Genomic DNA, 22,168 nt, shown 5'->3' with positions numbered 1-22,168 from the left:
CGCCCATGGGAAAGGCGCGGATCGCGACCGGTGTCTTGTTGGTAACGCTGGTGACCGCCGCCATGGGCTATACCATCGCCTCGGCGGTGCTGACCTACCAGGATCTTGGGTTTGGGGCCGAGATCGACTTTGCTTATATCGCGCAGAACTACATGGCGATCCTCGATCGCCGCCCGGAGGCCGCGCAACTTATTCACCTGATCATCGGCAGCTTCGCCGCCGCCGGCCTGATGCTGAGCCTCGCCCTCTCGGGGTCCGCCCTGACACGGTTTGGCCAGACCCATTGGCAGACCGCGCGCGAGATGAAGGCCAATGGCTTCTTCGGGGCGCCGGGCACCGGGTTCATCCTCGGCAAGCTGGGGCCGCCGGGCTCCCGCGCCAATTACATTTGCTCCAAGGTCTTCCCCCATGCGCTGATCGTGGCCCCCACGGGCCGTGGCAAGACCACGGGCTTTGTCATTCCGAACCTGCTGACCTGGCAGGGCTCTGCCGTGACGCTCGATGTGAAGGGCGAATGCTTCGAGGCGACGGCCCGGCACCGCGCAGCCCAAGGCGACAAGGTCTATCGCTTTGCCCCCACCGATTGGGAGGGCAGGCGCACGCATCGCTACAACCCGCTCCTGCGCATCTATCAACTGAAAGATCCCGCGCGCCAGCAGATGGAATTGCAGCTTCTTGCGACGCTCTTCCTGCAGAGCGACAATGACCGGGTGCAGGGGCTCCTCAAAGGCGGGATCGATCTCTTCGTGGCGGCAGGGCTCTTGGCCTTCCAGCGCAAGCGTCCCACCTTGGGCGAGATCTACCGCATCGCGGCCTCGGGCGGGAATAAGCAGAAGGAGTATTTCGCGCGGGGCCATGAGGTCGACAACAGGGCGGCCAAGCTGATCTTCACGCGGCTCGCTTCGACCAATAACGACACGCTTACCTCCTATGTCTCGCTCCTGATGACCTCGGGGCTCGACCAATGGCAGAACCCGGCCATCGATGAAGCGACGGCGGTGTCGGACTTTGACTTCCGGACGATCCGCAAGAAGCCTTTTTCGGTCTATCTCGTGGTCCAGCCGCTGATGGTGAAGCCGCTCGCGCCGCTGATCCGGCTGTTTTTCTCCGACCTGCTCTCGGCCATGCAGGAAAAGGACCCCGGGCCGGATGAGCCCTGGCCGGTGATGATCATGCTCGACGAGTTCAATCGTCTCGGCAAAATGCCCATCGTGGTCGAAAGCATCGAGACACTGCGCACCTATCGTGGTCACCTCGCCGTTGTCACCCAAACCATCCCCGCCCTCGATGAAATCTACGGCGAAAACACCCGCCGCGCCTTGCAGGGGAATGCGGGCGTGAAGCTCTACCTGACGCCCTCCGATGAAAAAACCGTCGAGGAGCTGAGCAAGGCGGTCGGCAAGACCACGAAGACCGTCATCACGCGCTCCCAGTCTATCGGCAAGAACCCCTTTGAAGGGCGCAGCCAGTCGACCCGGACCGAAGAAAGCTCCTTGCTCCCTGAAGACGAGGCGCGCCGCCTGCCGCTCGATGAGATCGTCATGGTCATCGACGCGCAAATGCCGGTCCGTGCAAAGCGGATTCAGTATTTTGACGACCGGCTGTTCAAGGCGATCCACGCGGCGCAGACGGGTGAATTGCCGTTTCCAGAGCCGGGGGGAGGAGGATCGCAAGGCACGCTGCCGCTGAGTGTGCGCGCCATGCCGATGACGCCGCCGTCGGATGGGCCAGGGGGAACAGAAGCCGATGTGGAGAGGGCGAGCCAGGCTGGCGATGGTCAACCGTCAGGCCAAGCCGACGCCGCTCCAAAGAAGACCGCGCCTGTCGTTCAAGCTGTCATCGCCGAGGAACAGCGCCAGATGGAGATGGATTTTGGCAGCGGCGTCGTGGATTCTGAAGCTGCGAGCGTAGCTGATGAGGCGCAGATGCGCTCTGCAGTCGATGGCTTGGACGAAATGGAAGCGATGCTGCGAGAGGAGGATGGTGAAAGGCTGGTTGCGCGATAGGGTGGCGGACATCGCCTGTTTGTCAGGGAGGGCGGAATGCGGACCTTCTCCGCGCCTGCGAGATCTCCGAGTGCCCACGGCGGAAGCAGACACCCAAAACATCGTCAGATCAGTGTTTACGCCGCACCACCGCATGTCGGGTTTGATGCAGGTTTGCAGAAGTGAGCGACCGGATCGACGAGAGTGAACTGATCGCGGCGGCAAGTGGTTTCGTGCTGGTCTATGGCGTGGGGTCGGCCTTCGGCCCCTTCGCCGCCAGCCTCGTCATGGGGCGGGTCGGACCAACCGGCCTGTTTTTCTTCATAGCTGTCGTGCTGGCCTTGTTCTCGGCATTCGATGCCATGCGCATCCGCCAGCGGGAAAAAACCGCAATCGCCGACAAGCAGAGCTACGTGGCCACCCCCATCACCAGCCACGCGGCGTTGCCGTTGCATGAACACGGACCAGATCGAGCCGAGGGCGAAGCGGCCCCGCAGTGACGCGGTGCCGCGCGGCTGCTCAGGCCGCCTCGGCCGGGCGCACGACCTCGGCCGCGATGCGTTTCAGGTCGGCATCCTCCAGCGTTTCACGCTCCAACAGATCCGCGGCGGATTTTTCCAACAGCGCGCGGTTGTCTTCGAGCAATGTCAGGGTACGGTCGAAGATCGCGTCGATCACCTCCTTTACCGCATGGTCCATACGCTCGGCGGTGGCATCGCTGTAACGGCGGTTCAGCCATGAACCCTGATCAGTCGTGCCAAGGAAATTCGGGCGCTCGCTGTCATAGCTCACATGGCCAAGGTTTTCGTCCATACCGTAGCGCGCCACCATGGAACGCGCGATGTCGGTGGCGCGGGCCAGATCGTCGGATGCGCCAGTGGAAAGATGGCCATAGATGATCTTTTCTGCCGCGCGCCCGCCCAGCAGCACCGCGATCTTGTTCTCAAGCTCTTCGCGGGTCATCAGGTAACGGTCCTCGGTGGGCCGCTGGATCGTATAGCCGAGCGCGCCGATGCCGCGCGGGATGATCGAGACCTTGTGGACCTCGTCCACGCCCGGCAGCGCCATGCCGATGATGGCATGACCCATCTCGTGATGCGCCACAATCTCGCGTTCGCGCGGGTTCAGGCGGCGGTTCTTTTTCTCCAGACCGGCGACGATGCGCTCGATCGCCTGGGTGAAATCCTGCATCTCGACGCTGTCGGCCTTGCGCCTTGTCGCCATCAGCGCCGCCTCGTTCACGAGGTTGGCCAGATCAGCGCCGGAAAACCCGGTGGTCAGCGCTGCAATCTGGTCGGGATCGACGCTGTCGGCCAGTTTGATCTTTTTCATATGCACTCTGAGGATCTGGACACGGCCAGCGCGATCAGGCCGGTCCACCAGTACCTGCCGGTCGAAACGGCCCGCGCGCAAAAGCGCCGGGTCGAGTATTTCCGGCCGGTTGGTGGCGGCCAGCAGCACCACGCCTTCGGAGGGGTCGAAGCCGTCCAACTCGGTCAGAAGCTGGTTCAGCGTCTGCTCGCGCTCGTCATGGCCGCCGGGATGCTGACCCGCGCTGCGTGAGCGGCCCAGAGCGTCAAGCTCATCCACGAAGATGATCGCCGGGGCGGCCTTGCGGGCCTGCTCGAACAGGTCGCGCACCCTTGCGGCGCCGACGCCCACAAACATCTCGACAAACTCCGACCCGGAAATGGAATAGAATGGCACACCCGCCTCGCCCGCCACGGCGCGGGCCAGCAGCGTCTTGCCGGTGCCGGGCGGCCCGACCAGCAGCACGCCCTTGGGCATCCGGGCGCCGAGGCCGCCATAGCCCTCGGGGTCTTTCAGGAATTCGACGATCTCTTCCAGTTCCTGCTTGGCCTCATCGACCCCGGCCACATCGTCAAAACTGACCTTGGTATCGCTTTCGACATAGATTTTCGCCTTATTCTTGCCGATCGACATGAATCCGCCCATGCCCTGCTTTTCGGCGAACTTGCGGATGAAGAAGATCCAGATGCCGACGAAAACGAGCGCGGGCAAAACCAAAGACAACAGGGTCGTCAACCAGGTGCTTTCAACGGCGCCGGTATAGGTGACGTCGGTTCCCTCCAGCCGCGCGGCCATGTCCGGCGGCACGGTCGTGGTGACGAAACCGGTCTTGCCCTCCTGCGGTTCCCTGAAGGTGCCCTGGATCGTATCGCTGCCGATGACGATCTCGCCCACGACGCCATCGTCCAGGTAGGTTTCGAACTGGCTGTAGGGGATCGCCTCGATGGTCTGGCTCTGAACCCAAAGGTCGCGCAGCAGGACGATGCCGAAGATCGCGAGGAGGATATACCAGAAATTGATCTGCGTTTTCTTGTCCATTTGCCACCTCCATTGATGCACTGCCGATTCTTCATATTTTTTAGATCCGACCCTCCCCTTGACAAGATTTTGACGCGTTCCCAGATGATTGGATGCGGGATGCCGCTTCAAGGGTCCCGGAGATGTTGGTGAGTTTCGAGGCGTGTGCATATTGCAACGTTTCGATCCCGTCATCGACCGCGAGGTGCAGTATATGGCCTTGCGTCTCGAAATACGTGGTCGCCATGCGTCTTCGTACCGGATCGTATCCGATCCCCCTCCCTTCGCGACAGTCCCGCAACTCAACCGGTCCGCGCCCCGATGCGGACTTCTGATGTTGTGATCACGAAGAGGAGGAACAGATGTTGAATTATGGACTGGTCCCGGCCCAATGGGACCCCTTCGCAGAATTGCGGCAACTGCAATCGCAGATGAACCGCATGTTCGATACCGGCGCGCGCAGCGGCCGGAACGGCAACTGGCCGCCCGTCAACATGTGGCTGGGCGACGACAGCGTGGTCGTCACCGCCGAGATGCCGGGCGTCGCGCAGGACGATATCGACCTGACGGTGCGCGAAAACACCTTGATCATTGCCGGCAAGCGCAATTCCGCAACCGATGACGAGGAGGCCGCATGGCACCGCCGGGAGCGCCCTTTGGGCGAGTTCTCGCGCAGTATCCGCCTGCCTCTGCGCGTCGATCCGGACAAGGTCGAGGCGCGGGCGAAGAACGGAATCCTTGAGATCGAGATGGGCAGGCCCGATGCCGAGCGCCCCCGCAAGATCAAGGTCAAGGCAAGCTGATCAATCGCAACGAGAGGAGGAAAGACAATGGCTAATGAGATGACAAAAACCGGCGGTGACGTGGCACGGACCGAGAGCGAGGACACCCGCGATACCGGCCCGACCTTCCGCCCCGCAACGGACATTTTTGAAAAAGACGACGTGGTGACGGTGGTCATCGACTTACCGGGTGTGACGCCCGACAGCGTCGACGTCTCGGTCGAGAACCGTTCGCTGACCGTGCGTGGCACGATTGATGCACCCGCGCCCGAAGGCTACCGGCGCATCTATGCGGAATACGCGCCCGGAACGTTCGAGCGGGCCTTCAGCCTACCCGACACGATCGACGCAGGTGCGATCGACGCCGCGCACCGCGACGGCGTGCTGACGCTCACCCTGAAGAAGAGCGAAGCCGCCAAACCGAAACAGATCAAGGTCAAGGCCGCGTAAGCGGCCCATGACCAACCAGTGAAAAGGAGGAAAGAACAATGGTATTCAGTGATCTCATCCCCTGGGGCCGGGACCGCAATCGAGTGGCGGACCGGCGAGGTGACGACGACAACCCCCTGATGTCTCTCCAGCGCGACCTGAACAGCGTTTTCGAGGATTTCTGGGGTCGTTTCGACAACCCGTTCGGCGGGAGCCTGACGGCAGGTGGTCCGCGCACCGACATTTCCGAAACCGATCAGGCAATGCTGGTATCGGTCGATCTGCCGGGCCTCGACGACAAGGATATCGAGGTGAACGTCACCGATGACATGCTGACGATCCGCGGCGAGCGCGAGGAGAAAAGCGAGAAGGACGGCTTCGCCTCGCAGTCACGGCGCAGCTTCCACCGGATGATCCCGGTGCCGCCAGGCGTGGACCCAGAAAAAGCCGAGGCCGAATTCAAGCGCGGCGTGCTGACCGTGACCTTGCCCAAGACCGAAGAGGCCAAGGCGCGGGTCAAGCGTATCGACGTGAAATCCGGCTGACCCGGTGCGGGCCGCAAGGCCCGCGCCCACTGCCTTTGAAAGGAGAGAGCCATCATGCCCGTCATTCGCCGCCTATTTTTTATGCTGCTTGTGTCCGTGCCGCTTGCCGTCGGCCCCGCTGCCGCTCAGCAGAATGTTCTGCCAACTGTCGAAAACGGACTGCCGACGCTGGCGCCGATCCTCGAAGAGCTGACGCCCGCAGTCGTCAACATCTCGGTCACGACACGGTCATCTGTTGAGACGAACCCGCTTTACAACGACCCATTCTTCCGGCGCTTTTTCGACCTGCCGCAAATGCCTCCGGCCCGGCCCAGCCTCAGCGCCGGATCGGGCGTGATCGTCGATGCGCATGAGGGGTATGTTCTGACCAATCATCACGTCGTCGAAAACGGCGAAGAGATCGTCGTCACGCTCAAGGATCGGCGCCGTTTCGATGCCGAACTGGTCGGCAGCGATCCCGGCACCGATATCGCCCTGCTCAGGATCGAGCCCGACAACCTGACCGAGATCGAAATGGGATCATCCGACGCGCTGAGGGTCGGCGATTATGTCGTCGCCATCGGCAATCCCTTCGGCCTTGGTCAGACCGTCACGTCCGGCATTGTCAGCGCTCTGGGCCGAAGCGGGCTGAATGTCGATGGATACGAGGATTTCATCCAGACGGACGCCTCGATCAACCCCGGCAACTCGGGCGGCGCGCTCATCACGCTCGACGGACGGCTGGTGGGCATTAACACCGCGATCATCTCGCCCGCCGGCGGCAATGTCGGCATCGGTTTCGCGGTGCCCATCGACATGACCCGCGTCGTCATGGAGCAGCTGATCGAATACGGCGAGGTCCGGCGCGGCCGTCTGGGCGTGATGATACAGGATTTCACACCCGATCTGGCCGAGGCCCTGGGAACGGATGCCGAACGCGGCGCCATCGTGACCAAGGTCGAGCCGAATTCACCGGCCGAAGAGGCTGGCTTGCAGGCGGGCGATCTGATTGTCGCTGTCGATGGTATCCCGGTCGAGGGATCGGGCGATCTGCGCAACCTCATCGGCCTCAAACGATCCGGCTCCGACGTCGAGATCGCGTTCCTGAGAGACGGCGAACGCCGCGCCCTTACCGCCGAACTTGAGGAAGGGCAGACAGCCCGGACCCCCAGCCTGGACGTTGCAAAGCGTCTGGAGGGTGCCGAGTTGCGTGATCTGACGCCGAACGATCAGTTTTTTGCTGGAACAGAAGGCGTCCTGGTCGAAAGTATCGCGCCCGGCAGCCCTGCGGGCCGATCCGGCCTGGAACCGGGCGATGTCATCGTCGCGGTGAACCGGGAGACTGTAGCGAACCTGGCGGACCTGCGCCAGAAACTGGTCGGCATTGACGGTCCGTTCGCGCTGACCGTGCAACGGGGTGCCGCGCGCCTGTTTCTGGTGATCCAGTGAGGCGTGTCACACATGCGCGTTGGTGCAGATCAAGGCATGTGTAGCCGAAACAATTTATACTGAGAAAAGAGGCACATGACGACTCAGGAGGAAACGACAATGGCAAACGGAATCTGTGACATCTGCAAGCGCCGCCCGGCGTCATTCCGGGCGCAGGTCTCGGTCAACGGTGAACGCCAGTTGATGGAGCTTTGCGACGAGGATTACCGCAAACTGGCACGACAACAACGGCGGTCAAGCTCCCCGCTGGAATCGCTGTTCGGCGGCGGGTCGCTTTTCGACGAGTTCTTCGGCGACAGCCCTTTCGGCAACATGTCGCGCCGCCTCAGTGACGACAGCGACGGAACCGGCGGACAGCGTATCCCGGTTTCGAGCGGCAGCCGCAGGGGAAGCGGCGGCGCGGGTATCGCCGACCGGCTGAGCGAACAAGGCAACAAGCTGTTGCAGGAGGCTGCGCAGAAGGCGGGCGAACTGGGCCGGTCCGAGGTGGATACCGAGCATCTGCTGTTCGCGCTGAGCCACAGCGATGTGGTGAAGACACTGCTCGAGCAGTTCAAGATCGACATCGACGATCTGCGCCGCCAGATCGAGAGCGAGGCGCCGCGCGGCGAAGGCAAGGAAGGCGGAGAAATCGGTGTCAGCCCACGTCTGAAAGACGCGCTCAACCGTGCCTTCATCGCCTCGAACGAGCTGGGCCATTCCTATGTCGGCCCCGAGCACCTGCTGATCGGCCTCGCCGAGGAGGGCGAAGGTCTGGCCGCCGACATCCTGCGCAAATACGGACTCACCCCGCAGGCGCTGCGCCAGCAGGTGACCAAGGTGGTGGGTCGCGGGGCCGAGGAAGGCCGCGTCGATGCCCCGTCGAACACGCCTGACTTGGACGAATTCTCGCGCGATCTGACCAAGCTCGCCCGCGAAGGCAAGCTCGACCCGGTGATCGGTCGCGCGCGCGAAATCGAGACGACGATCGAGGTTCTGGCGCGGCGCAAGAAGAACAACCCGGTGCTCATCGGCGAGCCCGGCGTCGGCAAGACCGCGATCATCGAGGGCCTCGCACAGCGCATCGTTGCGGGCGAGGTGCCCGAGGCCCTGCGCGACAAGCGGCTGGTGGAACTGAACATCAACTCGATGGTCGCGGGATCGAAATATCGCGGCGAGTTCGAGGAACGCATCCAGAAGGTACTGAAAGAGATCGAGGCCAACAAGGACGATCTGGTCCTTTTCATCGACGAGTTGCACACCATCATGGGCGCGGGCCAGGGCGGTGGCGAAGGCGGGCTGGATGTGGCCAACACCTTCAAGCCTGCACTGGCGCGGGGTGAGCTGAACTTGATCGGCGCGACGACGCTCAACGAATACCAGAAACATATCGAGAAGGACGCCGCACTGGAGCGGCGGTTCCAGCCGGTCTATGTCGACGAGCCGAGTGTGGCCCAGACGATCATGATCCTGCGCGGCCTGCGCGACATGCTGGAAAGTCATCACAAGGTGACGATCACCGATGAGGCCATCGTCGCTTCTGCCGAACTGGCCGACCGCTACATCTCGGGCCGCTTCATGCCCGACAAGGCCATCGACCTGATCGACCAGGCCGCGGCACGGGTGAAGATTTCCGCCACCGCGCGACCCGTCGACGTGCAGGAACTGGAAGCCGAGGTCGCCCAGATCAAGCGCGAACAGGATTATGCCGCCGCGCGCAAGCAGTTCGACCGCGCCGCCGATTTGAAGCATGAACTGGAGGAAAAGCAGACCGAACTCGATGCGCTGCTGGAGACCTGGAAACGCGACCGCGCGTCGGCCAGGGCCGAGGTCCGCACCGATCACATCGCGCAGATCGTCTCCAAGCTGACCGGCATCCCGGTCACCGACCTGACCAGCGAGGAGCGCGAGAATCTCCTGAAGCTGGAAGAACGCCTGCACGAGCGTGTCATCGGCCAGAACGAGGCGATCGACGCGGTGGCCGACGCGGTGCGGCTGGCGCGCGCGGGTCTGCGCGACGGCCCGGCGCCGACCGCGACCTTCCTCTTCCTCGGCCCCACCGGCGTGGGCAAGACCGAGCTGGCCAAGGCTTTGGCCGAGGTCGTCTATGGCGACGAGGATGCGATGATCCGCATCGACATGTCGGAATACGGCGAACGCCACACCGTCGCGCGGCTGGTCGGTGCGCCGCCGGGCTATGTCGGCTATGACGAGGGCGGGCAGTTGACCGAGCGGGTGCGTCGCCGGCCCTATTCGGTGGTGCTGCTGGACGAGATCGAGAAGGCGCATGGCGATGTCTACAACATCCTGTTGCAGGTCTTCGACGATGGTCGGCTGACCGACGGCAAGGGGCGGGTGGTGGATTTCACCCACACGATCATCATCGCCACCTCGAACCTCGGCTCGGACATCATCCAGCGCAACCTGAAGAAGCGCGGCACGAAACAGTTCGACGAGACCAAGCAGCACGCCGAGCTGATGGAAGTTTTGCGCAGCCATTTCCGGCCGGAATTCCTCAACCGGATCGACGAGATCATCGTCTTCCATTCGCTCAACCAGTCCGAAATCCGCAAGATCGTCGGGCTGCAACTGGCCCGCGTGGCGCGCACGGCGCTGAACCAAGGGGTTGAACTCGACTTCGACGAATCCGTCACCGATCACTTCGCCGCTGTGGGTTTCCAGCCCGAATTCGGGGCCCGCGAATTGCGCCGCCTGATCCGCTCGGAGCTGGAAACCGAACTGGCACGCGCCATGCTCTCCGGCTCGGTCGAGGACGGCGACCGGGTGCGTGTGGCGTGGTCGGCCGAGGAACAGAAGATCACCTTCGAGAAATTGGAGGCGACCGACGTCACCGACGCGCCAGCGGCAGATGTGGCTGAGGATGCCGCGCCCGCAAAACCCGATGGCGGCGACAGGGACGGCGCGGCCGAGACGCCGGAGCACTCGGCTGACGCCGCCGCCGCCGATGATAAGGCGAAGCCCGGAAAGCCCGCGACTGCCGACGAGACGGACAAGGGAGGCGCCGACGCCACGACATGACGTGGCCGGGGATGCGGGGCGCGCGCGCACACTGCCTCGCATCCCTCGGCACGGATACTGCCTGTGAGGGAAGCCAGATGAACTTGATGACAGCTTTTCGCAATCTCGATTCTTACGGTCGGCGCCGCGCCCCCGAGGTGATCCGCCACGAGGCGGCGCTGCTGGAAAGGCGGCTTGTGCGTTTCCGCCCCGAACTCGTGCGGCTCGAAGTCTCGGTGTCGCAGACGCGCGGCAAGAAGCGCATCCGGGCCGATCTCCGCCTTGGGCTGCCCACGGGCGTGATCGCCGCGCGGGAGGAAGGATTCGGGATCGAACCGGTCCTGCACCGGGCCTTCGCGGCCCTCGGGCGCCGGCTCGACCGGCTCCTGTCACGCCTCGCGCGCGCGCCAGAATGGAAACGCCCGGCGCGGCGCGCCCGGACCGGCCGGCTGCTGCCGCCCGCGCCGGACCGGGCTGAGGCGGACCGGCGGGCGCTCTTTTTCGATCTGATCGAGGATCACCTCGATCACCTCTACAACGTGGTCAGGCGCGAGCTCACCTATCTCGAAGCCAGCGGTGCCGTGCCCGCCGGACGCCTGAGCGTGCGCAGCCTTGTCGCCGCCACGATCTTGAGCGGGCTCGAGCGTTTCGAGCAGCGCCCGACCGAGTTTTCGGTCGGCGACTGGCTGACCGGGCTGGCCTGGCGCACGATCGAGGCCGAGGCGCGCGCCGCCCGCCGCGCCGTCCCCGACGATGCCGCATCGCTGGATGAGACGCCGGACCAGCCGGCCGGCGAGCCGACCGCAGCGGATCAGGAGATGTTCGAGTTCTACCAGCCCGACGATCTTCTCCTACTGGAAGACCTGGTGGCCGACGAGGATGGCGAGGGCGCCGAGACCCTGGCGGTGCGGCGCGAGGCGGCGCTGGCGCTGCACCGGGCGCTGGCCGATCTGCCCGTGCTCTGGCGCAAGGTCGTCCAGCGGCTCCACATCGAGGACGAGACGCCGGAGCAGACGGCCGCGGTTCTGGATCTGTCTGCGCAAGAGGTGGCGCGCATTGCCGAGGCCGGGCGCGCCTTCCTGCACCAGCGCCTGATCGAGGCCGGCCACGCGCCGGACAGCGCCGAAGCCGCGCTGGCGGATGCCGAGACGGAAGTAGCGCAAATCCCGCAGCCACTGGAAGACCGCGACCGTATCGCGACGGCGATGACCGGAAACCGCGATGGCCGCCCGCATGGCACATCCAACACGGCCGAGCACGCCGACCACTGAAAGGAGACGGAAAATGACGACGACAAACACGAACCCACAAACGTCGATCGAGGAATTCCTGTGCAGCCTGTCCGAGAACTGGTGGGCCTTCGTGCTGCGCGGCGTCCTCGCACTCGTCATCGCGGTTCTTGCCTGGCTGATGCCGGCGGAGGCGATCCTGGCGCTGACGCTGGTCTTTGGCGCCTTCGCCTTCGCCGATGGCGTCTTCGGCCTCATCGCCGCGGTGCGTCACATGCGCCGCGAGGAACGCTGGGGCTGGCTGGCCTTCAGCGGCGTGCTCGGCATTCTGACGGGGCTGGTGGTCCTCGTCGCGCCCTTCGTCGCGACCTTCGTGCTCGCGGTCTTCCTCTGGGCCAGCATCGCCTTCTGGTCGGTCTTCTCGGGGCTTTTCGAGCTCGTGACCGCGATCCGGCTGCGCAAGGAGATCGAGGGCGAGATCTGGCTCGGCCTAAGCGGGATCGTGTCGATCCTGCTGGGCGCCCTGATTGTCTGGTTCCTAACGACGAGTCCGGCGGAAACGCTGCTGGCTCTCGGCTGGCTGCTGGCGATCTATGCCGCGATCTTCGGCGTCACGATGATCCTGCTCGGACTGAAGCTGCGCAAGGCGAACGGCGAGACGGATAGCGCCGCGCAGGCGAAGACGGTCTGAAACAGCTGGAAGCAGCCTTTTTGAGAAAGGAGGTCACAATGTTTAACATGAGAGGACATAACCGGCCGCCCTTCCGGCCGAAAATACCCGGTATGGACCTGCGGTCGGCCGGTGTGCCCACGGCGATCATCTATCGTCCCTCGCGCAGTGCGATGCAGTCGGGGCCGCGGCCCCGCCACTGGATACTGGAATTCGAACCTGCCGCATCGCCGGAGATCGAGCCGCTCATGGGCTGGACCGCGACCCGCGATCCCTATCGTCCGATCCGGCTGAGCTTTCCGGATTGTGAGAGTGCCATCGAATATGCCGAGCGGAATGACTGGGATTACATCGTCCGCGATGGCGGCCGTAGCAGGTCCCGCACCGCGCTTGAGCCGATATTCCGCCCCCTTGATCGACTGGATGGACCGCAGCCGCGCGGAAACGTCGAAGCGAGGATGGCCCCGGCGGAAAAGGACGAGACCGATCCGGTGGAACTGGCATCGCTCGAATCCTTCCCGGCCTCCGATCCCCCGGCATGGACCGGCACGACTTTGGCGGGACGCTGAATTTTTCGGGCGCGTGGCAAACGGCCCGGCCACGCGCCCGCCCCGCAACCCGGGCCGAACATAGTAACGCCGTCATGAACTGAAAGGAGAAAGGAGAGACCCATGTTGAATCGCAACCTGCTCACCTCATCGGTCAGCGCCCTGGCGCTGGCGACCATGCTGGCCCTGCCACCGGCCTTAGCTCAGGAAACATCGCAACCCCCGGCCTCCCAGACGAACGAGACGGTGAGCGAACCGGTGCAGGACGAGGCGACCGCGCAGGTCGATGAGAAACGCAAGACGCTTCTCGAAGACGCGACACGCGCCCTGGAGGAAACCGAGGCGGCCGTGAAGGCGCTTGACGAAGGCGATACTCAGGCCGCGCTCGACGCGCTGGCGGTCGCGACCGGCAAGTTGCAAAGCGTCGTTGCCCGCGATCCCGATCTGGCCCTCGCACCTGTTGATGTCCAGCTGCTCCAGCGTGACCTGCTGGCGGATGTGGAAACGATCAACGCGGCCCGCGAGGTGATCGAGGATCTGGTGGACGATGGCAGGCTTCAGGAAGCCCGCCCACTGATGCGCGAGTTCGCCAGCGAGATCGTCGTGGAGACCACCAATCTGCCGCTCGCCACCTATCCTGACGCGCTTCTGCGCGCGACCGCCCAGATCGATGCGGGCGACGTGGAGACGGCGAAACGGACTCTTGCCACCGCGCTCGGCACCGTGGTCGTCACAGAGGAGACGATCGCCCTGCCGGTGTTGCGGGCGCAACTGCTGATCGACGCTGCGGAGAAGGCGCTTGGCGAAGATGAAGGCACTGCTGCGGATACCGACGCAGCGGACTCCGGCTCCACTGAAACCGAGAGTGCAGACGAGGCTGCTGAGACCGTTGAGGCCGAACCGCTTTCGCCCGGCGAATATGTCGCAGCTGCGCGTAACCAGCTCAAGATCGCCGAAGCGCTCGGCTATGGCGACGAGGACGATTTCGAGGAGCTTCACGAGAACCTCGATGAACTGGACGACAAGATCGACGCCGAGCAGGACAGCGGCGGCATCTTCGACAAGATCGGCGACAGCTTCACCAGGCTGAAACAACGCCTGTTCGATTGAGCAGCGCAATCTGATGTGACGCCATGGGCAGCGCGGTCAAACTCATGAATGGTCGCCTGCCCGTTTTCCGGACGGTGAACGACAGTCATGTCGGAAGGAACCAATTTGGCGAAAGGAGGGCAAGGCATGGAGGATACCGACAAGAAGGACCATAGGTCTGTCGTAACGACGGACAGCGAAGCACGGGAAAAGGTAGAGACACCGGCGGAGGAAACGGCCAGTGCAGACGAACCGGCGCTCGACCAAAACGACGAGATCGAGTTCCTGACCGACAAGTGGAAACGCGCGTTGGCGGACGCGGAGAATGCGCGCAAGAGGGCCGATGCCTCCCGCGCGGAAGGTCGCGAACACGGTATCGCGGTGGCCGTCGAGGCTCTCGCGCCTGCCCTTGACGCCCTGTCGCTCGGGATCGAGGCAGCGCGAACAAGCCCGGATGCGGAGGATCCCAGGATCGTTTCGCACCTTGAGGGTCTGCGCAATATCCGGACGGCCTTTGAGACCGGGTTGAAAGCGCTCGGAGTCAGAACCATCGCACCCGAGAACACGCCCTTTGATCCGGCCCTGCACGAGGCGACGCAGACGCAGGAAACGGACAAGGCCAAGCCCGGACAAGTCATGGTCCTGCATCGCCCCGGCTTCGCCATCGGTCAGCGCCTGATCCGGCCTGCCCGTGTCACCGTGAGCGCAGCACCAAGCAAAGTTGAGGAGGAATGAGCCATGCTGCGCCTTAGCCTCTTTCTCGGTGCGAACCTCGCCATCCTTGCCGTCCTGTCGGTCTCGTTCCGGCTGCTCGGCATCGAGGGGCTGCTGCAGGCGAACGGCGTCGATCTCAACCTGACCGCGCTGCTGATCTTCTCGGCAGTGATCGGGTTTGCCGGGTCGCTGATCTCGCTGTTCCTGTCCAAGACGATGGCCAAGGCCGCGATGCGCGTTCAGGTCATCACTGCGCCGCGGACGGCGACCGAGCGCTGGCTGGTCGAGACTGTCCATGCCCAGGCAGATCGGGTCGGGATCGGACGCCCGGAAGTCGGCGTGTTCGATCATCCTTCGCCGAATGCGTTCGCCACCGGATGGAACCGCGACGATGCGTTGATCGCGGTCAGCACCGGCCTTTTGAACACCATGAGCCGTGGCGAGGTCGAGGCGGTTCTGGGCCATGAGGTCAGCCACGCCGCGAATGGCGACATGGTCACGCTGGCGCTGATCCAAGGCGTCGTGAACACTTTCGTTGTCTTCCTGTCGCGGCTCGCCGGATTCCTGTTCGACCGTCTGATCCTGCGGATCGAACGCGGTTACGGGCCGGGGTTCTGGATCGTGTCGCTGGTGACGGAAATGGTGCTCGGCGTGCTGGCAATGGCCATCGTCATGTGGTTCTCGCGCTGGCGCGAGTTTCGCGCCGATGCCGGTGGCGCCGCGCTGGCCGGGCGGCATAACATGATCGCGGCTCTGGAACGGTTGAAGCTGGCGCAGAACGCACCGCCCCTGCCAGAGGAGATGCGCGCCTTCGCGATCAGCGCGGGCCGGGTCCAGACGCTGTTTGCCAGCCACCCGCCGCTGGAACGCAGGATCGCTGCGCTCCGCGCGGGCGATACCAGGCCGCACACTCCGGTCGGCCCTGCCCGGCGCAGAGCCGGGTGGGGATAAAAGCGGGAAAAGACACACCAGTCCATGAAACATGGAGGATATCATGGCACGTATCACAGTTGAGGATTGTCTCGAACGGATTCCCGATCGGTTCGAGTTGGCGGTATTGGCGGCCCACAGGGCACGCCAATATGCGGGTTATGCCGATATCAACCCCGCCGACAAAGGTCACAACCGCGCGGTCGCTGCCCTGCGCGAGATCGCGCGCGGGGATATCGACGTCGGCACATTGCGGCGCGATTACATCCGGTCGCATCAGCTTCAGCTGTCGGATGCGCTACCCGATGATGGAACGATGGATGAGGACACACTGTTGTTGCAACTGATCGAAGCGAGGGTGGCGGAGCGCGACGATAAAGGGAAAGGAGATCAAAAATGACCGTCCGATCATTGCTGAATGAACCAGTTGGAGCTGGACGAGGTTTCCGCCGTTGTCGTGACAGATGAAGACCGCTCGATCCTCGGTATCGTTTCGGGCGGGGATATCCTGCGCGCGCTCAACTAAAGAGGCCCCGCAACCCTCTCCACGCCGCTCACCGAGGTGATGACAGCCGAAGTCCTGACCTGTGAGGTTTCGGAACCGCTGTCGAAGGTTTACGGGTTGATGGACGCCAACCATATCCGGCATGTGCCGATTGTCGAAGACGGTCAGATCAAAGGCATCATCAATACGCTCGATGTCGTCGGGCATCGACTGCGCGAGATCGCGTCGGAAGCCGAGGCGCTCAAGGACTATGTTGCGGGGCGCGCGTGATCGAATTGGATCCAGAAACAAAAGGCAACCGCTTCCTATGCTGTAGAATTCTACATTATTGAATCGTGCTCGACTTTAGCGGCAAAGGTCCATTTTCCAGAATTCATCCGTTTCTGTTATCGGCACGGAAGATAGTTTCTGTCGCGCTATCCGGGAAAGGCCATCGGCACAAACGCAGCGAAGGTGAACTTTGTCCGCTCTGCAGTCACATGATTAGCGAAAATGCTGCATGATGCATGAACGGCTGTTCTGGTGAAGCTGCAATGCAGCGTGGATAGGCCCGGTGAATGTCTCCTGTGGGCCGTCACCGTCGCCCAAGCCGTCCCAGTCTCGCCAGCTGTGCCAGCATTTTTGACCCTGCGTCAGTGGATCCTGTGCCGCCTGTGGAACCCGTCTGACCCATGCCTTGCCTCGCCGGCATCTGCTGCACGCCAAAGAACTGCCGCGCCCTGAGGGCTGCGTATTCCGCACCACTGGCACCGCCGATCAGGTAGCGATTGTAGGCCTGCTGGCTGCCCATCGCTGCGCGAGCGAAGTTGTATCCGCCACCGAGGCCGCCGGAGAGCGCCGGCATCATGATGTTGCCGGAAATCGCGCGGACGATGAAGGGTGTTGCGATTATGAACCCCTTGGCCATGAGCACCATCATGAAGAAAGGTATGAGCGCGCCGATGTTGGAAGCCCCTTCCGGATCACCCAACTCGCCTATGAGAGCCGAGGCCACCCCGGTGACGGTCGCGAAGACCCCTGCGACCACGATAGGGTAGATCGCGAAGGAGATAAGCGCGGATAACCAGCGCGCGAAATAATCCTTGGTCACCTCGAAGAGGGTCAGGAAAATCATCACCGGGGCGATCCCGATCAGAAGCGCGATCATCAGTCGGGAGGCCACGAGGATGAAGGCGGCCAGTCCGCCGAGGATCGAGAGCAGAAGCACACCGACGATGTCGAGCATGGCGCCCGCCATCCAGTTCAGCTCGGACCCGGCGGCATTCAGGTAATCGCCGAGCTCGGCGATCAGCCGGTCGAATTCTTCAGCGAAAGTTCCAGAGGGCCCCGGACTGCCGCCGCCGACCGAGGCCACCAGCGCGCCCGCGATACTGTCGATCCCATAGAGAATGGCAGATGAGAACGCGTTGAACTGCATCCAATTGGTCGCGAATATCCCGATGAGCCCGATCTTGACCGCGAGCCAGAAGGCTGTGTGCCCATCCATGGCCCGATATTGATAGATCATGTTGATGCCGACGAGGATCACCACCAGCGTTGTCCCCAAAACCAGGAGCGTGCCGACTGTTTCCGCAACCGCACCAAACTGGGTTTCGGCAGCGGTGTCGAGATAGGCCTGGGAGGTTTCAACGAAATAGGTGACGACACTCATCGCGGGGCTGCCCTACCAATTGCCTGCGGCGTCGCAGATGGCCTTGGCGGCAGTTCGGGCGGCGTTGGCGCGGCGGTTGTAGCCATCCGAGGCTTCGAGCATTTCCCACCGTTCGTTGCTCGCGTATTTTTCCCGAAACACAGCCTCGGCAGCGTCCCAGGACGGGAACCGGGTCTCGCAGCCGCAGCTGCCGGTCTCGACGATGCGCTCGAGGTTCTGGGCGCGGTAGATGTCCTGTACCAACACGCGCTGATAGGCTTGACGCAGGGAGATATCCTGCATCCAGACGGGTTCAGCGGGCCGGTTCGGACAGACGTCAAAGCTGCGATCGAGGGTTGGCACTAGGTTGCGCTCGGCAACGGCGAGGGTCGGCGTCAAGCTTAGGGCCAGCGCGGCCAAGGCGAGGCAACGCGCCCGCCTCATGTCGTGACTCCAGCGGGTGTGGTCTCACGCTTCAGGAAGACGGTGTGCCCGACATTGGCGAATTCCGAGGAGCTGATCGACACCACCTCCCAGCCGTCTGCGCCCTTCTCGTTCAGGCAGGTCTGCATGTCGGCAAGGCCGGTTTTGCGGGTCATGGGAAAGGACAGGATATTGTATTCAAAGGTCTTCATGGGGAAGTTCCAATATCGGTTGCGCCGGGGAGGTAGAATTCGGTGATGCCGCGTTTGCCGTCATGCCGACCGGCCTGGATGATCACGTCGATGGAATTTTCGATGTACTGGATCATGTCGGCATAGGTCATCGGGATCTCGGTCTTTAGTGCTGCGATCGCGAGGCGCTGCACGGCAAGTTGGGGGGTTTCGGCATGCAGCGTGGTCATCGAGCCGCCATGGCCGGTGTTGATGGCTTCCAGAAAGGTCATGGCCTCCTTGCCGCGCACCTCGCCCAGGATGATCCGGTCGGGGCGCATGCGCAGCGTGGCGGTGAGAAGCACATCGGCGGTCTGGAATTCTGCGTCGCGATTGGCGATGAGGGTCACGGCATTTGGCTGGGTCGGCAGAAGCTCGGCGGCTTCTTCGATGGTCACGATGCGTTCCTCGGCCGGTACGTGAGAGAGGATCTTGCGCGCGGCCACGGTCTTGCCGGTGGAGGTGCCGCCGGACACGATCATGTTGAGTTTGTTCTCGACGCAGAAGGCGAGCGCATCATCGATCAAACCCGCGGCAACCACTGCGCGCAAGGCGCGCTTCTTTTCCACGCGCAGGTCTTCGAGCTTGCGTTCCTTGCCGTAGAGAAAATCGAGCGCGATGCCCTCAAGCGGCAGGCTCGAGAAGAACCGCAAGCTAATCGACATGGCCGAGAGCACGGCGGGCGGGGTGATGACCTGTGCCCGGATCGGGCGGCCCTTGTAGGTGATCGAGACTGAGATGATGGGGCGATCCTTGCTCATCGTCGTGTTGGCCGAGGAGGCGATCTGGTTGCCGAGGTCCCTGACCTGAACGCCGGTCAGCCTCTGGTCCAGCGCGCGCATGAAGTGATCGCCCTGGAATTCGCCCCAGCAGGTCCCGTCGGGGTTGATGCAGATCTCGATGACATCGTCGCGGGCGGCGGCGTCGATCCGGTCAAGCGATGTCTCGAGATAGCTGAGCGACATAGGGCTAAAAGATCTCCAGATCGCGGTCGACCATGACGGTGACGCGCGCGCCCTGGTCGACATAGATGACGGGGCCGATCGAGAGGTAATCGCCCAGGACACTGTCCGTGGCATCGGCCAGATCATCTCCCACATCTTCGAGCGCGTTGGCGGCCGTCTCATTCGGCACCTCGGAGGCGGCTGCACCAGGTGCCGCGGAAATCAGCGAGATCAAGGCGGCCGACCCGAAACGCTCGGCAAAGCGCGTGTCCACGAAACCTGTGACACCGGAACGGCCGAGTTCGTCGCCCCCGAAGGAGCTGATCTGGACGGTCTGGTTGTCGGGCAGGATAATCCGGTCCCAGGCGATCGTGACCCGGCGCTGCGCGATATCGACGCCGGCGCGGTAGCGCCCGATCAGACGCGATCCGCGCGGGATCAGGAGGCGCGTGCCATCGACGCTGTAGACATCTTCGGAGACCACGGCCCGGGTCTGGCCGGGCAGCGAGCTGTCGAGGGCGGTTTCCATGACGGCCTGGAGCATGGTGCCCTGGATGATGGTGTTGGAGGGATTGGCGATCACCTCGGCCTGCGTCACCGTCGAGGGCAGTGCGCCGTTCAGCACGAAATCCGTCACCTCGCCGAAGGTGCGTTCGGTCAGAGCCGTTTCATTCGCTCCGGACGTGCCGCCAAACGCGATGGTGGGCGAGGCGATGCGCCGCTCCTGGAAGGCGCGTTCCTCCGCGGCGCGGCGCTCCAGCTCGGCGATGCGCCGGGCTTCTTCCTCGCGGCGCAGTCGCTCTTCTTCGCGCGCGCGCAGCTCATCTTCCGTGGGGCCCGCTGGGGCGGGTTGGGGCCGGCTGGCCTCGAGTTGGGCCAGTTCCAGATCCATGCGGAGTTGCTCAAGGCTGCGATCCCGCGCCGTCAGTTCGTCCTGGAATCGTTGCTGTGCGGCTTCCGAGGCGGCTTGTAGCGCCGCGATCTGAGCGGTCAGCGCGTCGATCGCCTCTGCGGCGGCGGTGTCTTCCTCGACGACCGGTTCGGGGGCGTTGCGCAATTCCTCGATCTGAGCCTGCAGCGCGGTGATCTGCGCCAGAAGCTCCGCGTTGGGCTCGACTGGATCCGGTCCGACAAACACAACCTCGGGCTCGGGCGGGGGCAAGGTCTCGATGGCGCCAAAGCCGTCCCCCTCGTTTTGGAAGACATCCGGGGTGGCCGTCGGCAAGGCTTCCTCTTCGTCGGGCTGTGAGAGGAGATAAAGCAGGGCACCACCCGCGCCGATGACGAGGACCACGATCAGCGCGAGAAGGGGCGACCGGCGCTGCGCCGCCGTGGGGGCGCGGGCACTGCCTTTCTCAAGGGCGGCGAGGCGTTTTTCCAGCTCGGTGTTCTCAGTATCGCTCATGAGGCGGCCTCCGCGGGCGGGATCGCCTCGATGCAGACCACTTCTTCGCCAAGTCGCAGGACCCATTGGCGGTTTACGCCGCTGACGCGGATCACGCCGTCTTCAGGGGTTTGCGTGTTGACCGTGCGTTCACGCCCGCCCGCGTAGCGGAAGATCGCTGGCACAGGTGCGTTTCTCGGAAAGGCGAAATACGTGAACGTCCCGTCATCCCAGATGCGCGTTGGCGTGAACTCGGTCCGCGCGCTGGCGCCGTAATTGAAGTTCGGCGCTTGGGCGGCGATGGCCCGGGTCGGGCGCGCAGTGTCGTCAGGGTAGCTGAATTGCACCACGTAGAAGGTCGGGCTGCGGACCTCCTCGACGTTGAAATAGTAGCTTCGCCTGTTCGTGTAGACCGTCACATTGGTATGGACACCGCGCGCGACGGGCTTGATTGCAAATGCCTGACCGCCGGGCACGCCATCGATCTCAAACCCTTCCGTGTCGCCCGCGATAATCGAGCGGATGCTTTCGCCCTCACCAAACTCGATGGTGGTGACATGGGTGAGCGAGACGCTGAGGCGGTAGACCTGACCTTCTTGATATGTTGCCAGCCGCACGCGGCTGTCATTTGGACCACCGCGCGGGGTCGCTTCGGCAAAGGCAAGGGCAGGCAGCAAAACAAATATGGCAGCAACAAAGAACTTATTGATCAAACTAATTCTCCAATCTGTCGGAGCGGATGGAATATTCGAGGACGGTGAAGCCGAATGGATTGGTCCAGACCTCATCGATGGAGCGGCGGGTCTCCGGGCGGAACTCGAAGAGAAGCGTCGCAGTGAAGAGGCCGGTCTGGGTGCCGTTAATGGACGTCAGGCGCTTGCGCAGGCGGACCGTCGCGCGGTTGGATCCGATCCGGTTGATGCTGAGAATTTCCACGTCGAGCCGGGCATTGGGGCCATAGACGGTCGGTGGATAGTTTTCATTTGCGCTGTTCCATATCTGGCGCAGCCTGCTCTCGGCGGCCCCGTCCGAGCGGCGCAGGACACTGCGGATGCGCAGATCGTTATCGAGCTGATTGTAGATCTCCCGGTCGGTCACATAGCGGAAGACCTCCGCCTCGATGATCGCCTGGTTGGCCGTCACCGAGGAAGCGCCCACCGAGGCCTCGGGGAGCGCAAAGCCGGTGGCGGGATCATAGGGGACCACCACGGGCGGCGGGTCGACATCGAGGATCGCGACTGCTGCGGCGCTCAGACAGCCGATGATGCCGAAGACAAGGCCTATCAGGCCAAGACGCTGCCAAAGCCGTTCACGGCGCAGGGCACCGTAGACCAGCTCTTCCTCGATGATCTCTTGTTCACTCGCCACGCGTCACACC

The 22,168-nt window shown here is 63.4% G+C and carries 24 protein-coding genes; 16 read left to right on the top strand and 8 right to left on the bottom strand.

What is annotated here, in order from left to right; translation table 11 throughout:
* Positions 1-5: 5 nt before the first annotated feature.
* Positions 6-2,006 (top strand): type IV secretory system conjugative DNA transfer family protein, encoded by a 2,001-nt coding sequence (locus tag DC363_RS14455; protein WP_108641863.1) that lies wholly within the window; start codon positions 6-8, stop codon positions 2,004-2,006.
* A gap of 161 nt (positions 2,007-2,167) precedes the next feature.
* Positions 2,168-2,485, top strand: coding sequence for a hypothetical protein (locus DC363_RS14450; RefSeq protein WP_108641862.1), 318 nt, complete (start codon positions 2,168-2,170; stop codon positions 2,483-2,485).
* 19 nt (positions 2,486-2,504) lie between these two features.
* On the opposite strand, the gene ftsH is transcribed toward DC363_RS14450, so the two are convergent.
* Complete coding sequence (gene ftsH / locus DC363_RS14445; protein ID WP_108641861.1) at positions 2,505-4,334, bottom strand: ATP-dependent zinc metalloprotease FtsH; 1,830 nt, start codon at positions 4,332-4,334, stop codon at positions 2,505-2,507.
* Positions 4,335-4,675: 341 nt separating this feature from the next.
* Between ftsH and DC363_RS14435 the strand changes: the two genes are divergently transcribed.
* The 14 genes from DC363_RS14435 (at position 4,676) to DC363_RS14370 (ending at position 16,449) form a co-directional block, all read left to right on the top strand.
* A complete protein-coding gene (locus DC363_RS14435; protein WP_108641859.1) occupies positions 4,676-5,116 on the top strand; it encodes an Hsp20/alpha crystallin family protein in 441 nt (146 codons plus the stop codon).
* Positions 5,117-5,143: 27 nt separating this feature from the next.
* Complete coding sequence (locus DC363_RS14430) at positions 5,144-5,545, top strand: Hsp20/alpha crystallin family protein (RefSeq protein ID WP_108641858.1); 402 nt, start codon at positions 5,144-5,146, stop codon at positions 5,543-5,545.
* A 38-nt stretch (positions 5,546-5,583) separates the two neighbouring features.
* Positions 5,584-6,069: an Hsp20/alpha crystallin family protein gene (locus tag DC363_RS14425; RefSeq protein WP_108641857.1), complete on the top strand. Its 486-nt coding sequence runs from the start codon at positions 5,584-5,586 to the stop codon at positions 6,067-6,069.
* Between the two features lie 54 nt (positions 6,070-6,123).
* Positions 6,124-7,497, top strand: a complete 1,374-nt coding sequence (locus DC363_RS14420; RefSeq protein ID WP_108641856.1) for a DegQ family serine endoprotease — start codon at positions 6,124-6,126, stop codon at positions 7,495-7,497.
* 99 nt (positions 7,498-7,596) lie between these two features.
* Entirely contained in the window at positions 7,597-10,515 is a 2,919-nt protein-coding gene (locus tag DC363_RS14415) for an ATP-dependent Clp protease ATP-binding subunit (protein ID WP_108641855.1), read from the top strand.
* A gap of 77 nt (positions 10,516-10,592) precedes the next feature.
* Positions 10,593-11,765, top strand: a complete 1,173-nt coding sequence (locus DC363_RS14410; protein ID WP_108641854.1) for a flagellar biosynthesis protein FliA — start codon at positions 10,593-10,595, stop codon at positions 11,763-11,765.
* A 13-nt stretch (positions 11,766-11,778) separates the two neighbouring features.
* On the top strand, positions 11,779-12,414 hold the full coding sequence (locus DC363_RS14405) for an HdeD family acid-resistance protein (protein ID WP_108641853.1): 636 nt from the start codon (positions 11,779-11,781) through the stop codon (positions 12,412-12,414).
* Positions 12,415-12,452: 38 nt separating this feature from the next.
* Positions 12,453-12,962, top strand: coding sequence for an NADH dehydrogenase ubiquinone Fe-S protein 4 (locus DC363_RS14400; protein WP_108641852.1), 510 nt, complete (start codon positions 12,453-12,455; stop codon positions 12,960-12,962).
* Positions 12,963-13,064: 102 nt separating this feature from the next.
* A complete protein-coding gene (locus tag DC363_RS14395; RefSeq protein ID WP_108641851.1) occupies positions 13,065-14,051 on the top strand; it encodes a YfdX family protein in 987 nt (328 codons plus the stop codon).
* Positions 14,052-14,177: 126 nt separating this feature from the next.
* Entirely contained in the window at positions 14,178-14,765 is a 588-nt protein-coding gene (locus DC363_RS14390) for a nucleotide exchange factor GrpE (protein WP_158270884.1), read from the top strand.
* A gap of 3 nt (positions 14,766-14,768) precedes the next feature.
* Entirely contained in the window at positions 14,769-15,695 is a 927-nt protein-coding gene (htpX, locus tag DC363_RS14385) for a protease HtpX (RefSeq protein WP_108641849.1), read from the top strand.
* Between the two features lie 43 nt (positions 15,696-15,738).
* A complete protein-coding gene (rpoZ, locus tag DC363_RS14380) occupies positions 15,739-16,074 on the top strand; it encodes a DNA-directed RNA polymerase subunit omega (RefSeq protein ID WP_108641886.1) in 336 nt (111 codons plus the stop codon).
* Positions 16,075-16,092: 18 nt separating this feature from the next.
* Positions 16,093-16,200, top strand: coding sequence for a CBS domain-containing protein (locus DC363_RS14375; protein ID WP_108641848.1), 108 nt, complete (start codon positions 16,093-16,095; stop codon positions 16,198-16,200).
* A gap of 39 nt (positions 16,201-16,239) precedes the next feature.
* The gene (locus DC363_RS14370; protein ID WP_146180798.1) at positions 16,240-16,449 is read left to right on the top strand and encodes a CBS domain-containing protein; all 210 of its coding nucleotides are present in this window, start codon (positions 16,240-16,242) and stop codon (positions 16,447-16,449) included.
* 304 nt (positions 16,450-16,753) lie between these two features.
* On the opposite strand, the gene DC363_RS14365 is transcribed toward DC363_RS14370, so the two are convergent.
* The 7 genes from DC363_RS14365 to DC363_RS14335 are packed head-to-tail and all read right to left on the bottom strand — an operon-like array spanning position 16,754 to position 22,158.
* Positions 16,754-17,830 carry a TrbL/VirB6 family protein gene (locus DC363_RS14365; RefSeq protein WP_108641846.1) on the bottom strand — a complete coding sequence of 359 codons (1,077 nt, stop codon included), beginning with the start codon at positions 17,828-17,830 and terminating at the stop codon, positions 16,754-16,756.
* A gap of 12 nt (positions 17,831-17,842) precedes the next feature.
* Positions 17,843-18,253 carry a hypothetical protein gene (locus tag DC363_RS14360; protein WP_108641845.1) on the bottom strand — a complete coding sequence of 137 codons (411 nt, stop codon included), beginning with the start codon at positions 18,251-18,253 and terminating at the stop codon, positions 17,843-17,845.
* Positions 18,250-18,444 carry a DUF4177 domain-containing protein gene (locus DC363_RS14355; RefSeq protein WP_076535516.1) on the bottom strand — a complete coding sequence of 65 codons (195 nt, stop codon included), beginning with the start codon at positions 18,442-18,444 and terminating at the stop codon, positions 18,250-18,252. Before DC363_RS14355 ends, DC363_RS14360 begins: the two co-directional genes overlap by 4 nt.
* A complete protein-coding gene (locus tag DC363_RS14350; protein ID WP_108641844.1) occupies positions 18,441-19,427 on the bottom strand; it encodes an ATPase, T2SS/T4P/T4SS family in 987 nt (328 codons plus the stop codon). The genes DC363_RS14355 and DC363_RS14350 overlap by 4 nt, the downstream gene beginning before the upstream one ends.
* Before the next feature lie 4 nt (positions 19,428-19,431).
* Positions 19,432-20,811 (bottom strand): TraB/TrbI/VirB10 family type IV secretion system protein, encoded by a 1,380-nt coding sequence (locus tag DC363_RS14345; protein WP_108641843.1) that lies wholly within the window; start codon positions 20,809-20,811, stop codon positions 19,432-19,434.
* Complete coding sequence (locus DC363_RS14340; RefSeq protein ID WP_108641842.1) at positions 20,808-21,503, bottom strand: TrbG/VirB9 family P-type conjugative transfer protein; 696 nt, start codon at positions 21,501-21,503, stop codon at positions 20,808-20,810. The genes DC363_RS14345 and DC363_RS14340 overlap by 4 nt, the downstream gene beginning before the upstream one ends.
* A gap of 1 nt (position 21,504) precedes the next feature.
* Entirely contained in the window at positions 21,505-22,158 is a 654-nt protein-coding gene (locus tag DC363_RS14335; protein ID WP_108641841.1) for a VirB8 family type IV secretion system protein, read from the bottom strand.
* Between the last annotated feature and the right edge of the window lie 10 nt (positions 22,159-22,168).

Source organism: Thalassorhabdomicrobium marinisediminis (genome assembly GCF_003072065.1).
Classification (GTDB): domain Bacteria; phylum Pseudomonadota; class Alphaproteobacteria; order Rhodobacterales; family Rhodobacteraceae; genus Octadecabacter; species Octadecabacter marinisediminis.
Note: the sequence above shows the minus strand (reverse complement) of the source record. Positions and strands in the feature narration are given on the sequence as shown.

What these genes read in the sequence shown, in the direction of transcription:
- DC363_RS14455 (WP_108641863.1), top strand. Translation starts at nt 6, where the DNA reads ATGGGAAAGGCGCGGATCGCGACCGGTGTCTTGTTGGTAACGCTGGTG.
- ftsH (WP_108641861.1), bottom strand. Translation starts at nt 4,334, where the DNA reads ATGGACAAGAAAACGCAGATCAATTTCTGGTATATCCTCCTCGCGATC.
- DC363_RS14435 (WP_108641859.1), top strand. Translation starts at nt 4,676, where the DNA reads ATGTTGAATTATGGACTGGTCCCGGCCCAATGGGACCCCTTCGCAGAA.
- DC363_RS14430 (WP_108641858.1), top strand. Translation starts at nt 5,144, where the DNA reads ATGGCTAATGAGATGACAAAAACCGGCGGTGACGTGGCACGGACCGAG.
- DC363_RS14425 (WP_108641857.1), top strand. Translation starts at nt 5,584, where the DNA reads ATGGTATTCAGTGATCTCATCCCCTGGGGCCGGGACCGCAATCGAGTG.
- DC363_RS14420 (WP_108641856.1), top strand. Translation starts at nt 6,124, where the DNA reads ATGCCCGTCATTCGCCGCCTATTTTTTATGCTGCTTGTGTCCGTGCCG.
- DC363_RS14415 (WP_108641855.1), top strand. Translation starts at nt 7,597, where the DNA reads ATGGCAAACGGAATCTGTGACATCTGCAAGCGCCGCCCGGCGTCATTC.
- DC363_RS14410 (WP_108641854.1), top strand. Translation starts at nt 10,593, where the DNA reads ATGAACTTGATGACAGCTTTTCGCAATCTCGATTCTTACGGTCGGCGC.
- DC363_RS14405 (WP_108641853.1), top strand. Translation starts at nt 11,779, where the DNA reads ATGACGACGACAAACACGAACCCACAAACGTCGATCGAGGAATTCCTG.
- DC363_RS14400 (WP_108641852.1), top strand. Translation starts at nt 12,453, where the DNA reads ATGTTTAACATGAGAGGACATAACCGGCCGCCCTTCCGGCCGAAAATA.
- DC363_RS14395 (WP_108641851.1), top strand. Translation starts at nt 13,065, where the DNA reads ATGTTGAATCGCAACCTGCTCACCTCATCGGTCAGCGCCCTGGCGCTG.
- DC363_RS14390 (WP_158270884.1), top strand. Translation starts at nt 14,178, where the DNA reads ATGGAGGATACCGACAAGAAGGACCATAGGTCTGTCGTAACGACGGAC.
- htpX (WP_108641849.1), top strand. Translation starts at nt 14,769, where the DNA reads ATGCTGCGCCTTAGCCTCTTTCTCGGTGCGAACCTCGCCATCCTTGCC.
- rpoZ (WP_108641886.1), top strand. Translation starts at nt 15,739, where the DNA reads ATGGCACGTATCACAGTTGAGGATTGTCTCGAACGGATTCCCGATCGG.
- DC363_RS14375 (WP_108641848.1), top strand. Translation starts at nt 16,093, where the DNA reads ATGAACCAGTTGGAGCTGGACGAGGTTTCCGCCGTTGTCGTGACAGAT.
- DC363_RS14370 (WP_146180798.1), top strand. Translation starts at nt 16,240, where the DNA reads ATGACAGCCGAAGTCCTGACCTGTGAGGTTTCGGAACCGCTGTCGAAG.
- DC363_RS14365 (WP_108641846.1), bottom strand. Translation starts at nt 17,830, where the DNA reads ATGAGTGTCGTCACCTATTTCGTTGAAACCTCCCAGGCCTATCTCGAC.
- DC363_RS14360 (WP_108641845.1), bottom strand. Translation starts at nt 18,253, where the DNA reads ATGAGGCGGGCGCGTTGCCTCGCCTTGGCCGCGCTGGCCCTAAGCTTG.
- DC363_RS14355 (WP_076535516.1), bottom strand. Translation starts at nt 18,444, where the DNA reads ATGAAGACCTTTGAATACAATATCCTGTCCTTTCCCATGACCCGCAAA.
- DC363_RS14350 (WP_108641844.1), bottom strand. Translation starts at nt 19,427, where the DNA reads ATGTCGCTCAGCTATCTCGAGACATCGCTTGACCGGATCGACGCCGCC.
- DC363_RS14345 (WP_108641843.1), bottom strand. Translation starts at nt 20,811, where the DNA reads ATGAGCGATACTGAGAACACCGAGCTGGAAAAACGCCTCGCCGCCCTT.